The sequence below is a fragment of the Bradyrhizobium sp. CIR48 genome, from assembly GCF_014198315.1.
Taxonomy (GTDB): Bacteria; Pseudomonadota; Alphaproteobacteria; order Rhizobiales; family Xanthobacteraceae; genus Bradyrhizobium.
This window is the reverse complement of record NZ_JACIHG010000036.1, coordinates 1-1429: the sequence shown is the minus strand read 5'-3', so window position 1 is coordinate 1429 and position 1429 is coordinate 1. Positions and strand designations below refer to the sequence as shown.

The 1429-nt window shown below is 66.0% G+C and carries 3 protein-coding genes; 2 read left to right on the top strand and 1 reads right to left on the bottom strand.

All coding sequences use genetic code 11. The features are described from left to right. A partial coding sequence (locus GGD66_RS41945) for a hypothetical protein (RefSeq protein WP_246789212.1) occupies positions 1–192 on the bottom strand: 192 nt, incomplete at its 3' end. On the opposite strand from GGD66_RS41945, the gene GGD66_RS41085 reads away from it, so the two are divergent. Both GGD66_RS41085 and GGD66_RS41080 read left to right on the top strand, forming a co-directional pair. Then, positions 100–807 (top strand): glycerophosphodiester phosphodiesterase family protein, encoded by a 708-nt coding sequence (locus GGD66_RS41085; protein ID WP_246789210.1) that lies wholly within the window; start codon positions 100–102, stop codon positions 805–807. The two genes, GGD66_RS41945 and GGD66_RS41085, sit on opposite strands and share 93 nt — an antisense overlap. Continuing rightward, on the top strand, positions 804–1429 hold a 626-nt coding region (locus GGD66_RS41080), incomplete at its 3' end, for a PhoD-like phosphatase N-terminal domain-containing protein (protein ID WP_183262287.1). The genes GGD66_RS41085 and GGD66_RS41080, both read left to right, overlap by 4 nt.

The window sequence follows — 1429 nt, the reverse complement described above, 5'->3', positions numbered from 1 at the left end:
TGGTTCATCAAGGGTCTTGTCGACAGCAGCAAATAGGGACTGATCATGGTTTTCATCGCCGGGCATCGCGGCGGACGCAATCTTTGGCCGGAGAACAGCCTGACGGGCTTCCGCAACCTGTGCGGGGAGGACGTCGACGCGGTCGAGTTCGACGTCCATCAGAGCACGGATGGCGGTATCGTCGTGATCCATGATCCGCTGCTCGACCGCACCACCTTCGAGAGCGGGCCGGTTGGCGAGCGCAGCCTGCGGCAATTGACTGCAATGCGTCTTCGCGATGCGGGCGACGACTGCATTCCGACCTTGGGCGAGGTGCTGGATGTGTTCAGCGACACCACGCACGAGCTGCATATCGAGATCAAGACGGATGCGCTCGGCTATGCCTATCCCGGACTGGAGGCGCGGCTGATCGATGAGGTCAAGCGCCGGGGCCTGCAACGGCGCGCCGTCATCACCTGCTTCGTGCCGGGGGTGATCCAGACCGTGCGCAGGTTGTTGCCGGAGGCGCGGGTGCTGATCTCGCTCGATCGCCGTTCTGCGGAGATGATGGGCGGCATAGAATCCGCGCTGACGCAACTGGCCGCCATTCCCGACTGCATTGTCGCGATCGAGAAATCGCTGCTGGGGTTCGCACTGCCGCTCGCGCTCAAAATGCTGGGATCCGAGCGTCTCGGCGTGTGGGTGACCAACGAGCCGGAGGAGGTCGCCTATTGGCTCGCTCAGCCGGTGCGGCAGATCACGACCGATCGGCCGGACCTTGCGGCAAGCATTCGCCGCCAGCTCCAGACCGCACCGGCACGGCCGTGATTCCTCGCCGCCGCTTTCTCGTCGGGACGCTCGCGAGCGCGGCCTTCGCTGCGCCCGCCGGCTTCGTGCGGGGAGCGCCGGTCGCACTTGGCGGGGATCCCTTCACGCTCGGTGTCGCCTCCGGATGCCCGCGCGAGGATCGCGTCATCCTGTGGACCCGCCTTGCGACGCAGCCGCTCGAGGGCGGCGGCATGCGGGACGTGTCGGTGGAGGTTGAATGGCAGGTGGCCGAAGACGAAGCCTTCGGGCGCGTCGTCTCCCGCGGCGTCGTGCGGACGACGGCAGAGCTGGCGCATTCCGTGCACGCCGAAGCGACGGGCCTGCTGCCGGATCGCATCTATTGGTACCGCTTCCGTGCTGGCCCGGCGCTCAGCCCGATCGGACGCACGCGAACCGCGCCGGCCGGCTCGGCACGCACGTTCCGTTTCGCGTTCGCATCCTGCCAGCAATACGAGCAAGGCTATTTTACCGCCTACCGCGACATGGCCGCGCGCGATCTCGACCTGGTCGTGCATCTCGGCGATTATATCTACGAGAAATCCTGGGGATCGCGCCACGTCCGCCAGCATGGCGTTGGAATTCCGACGACGCTCGAGGAATTCCGCAACCGCTACGCGCTCTA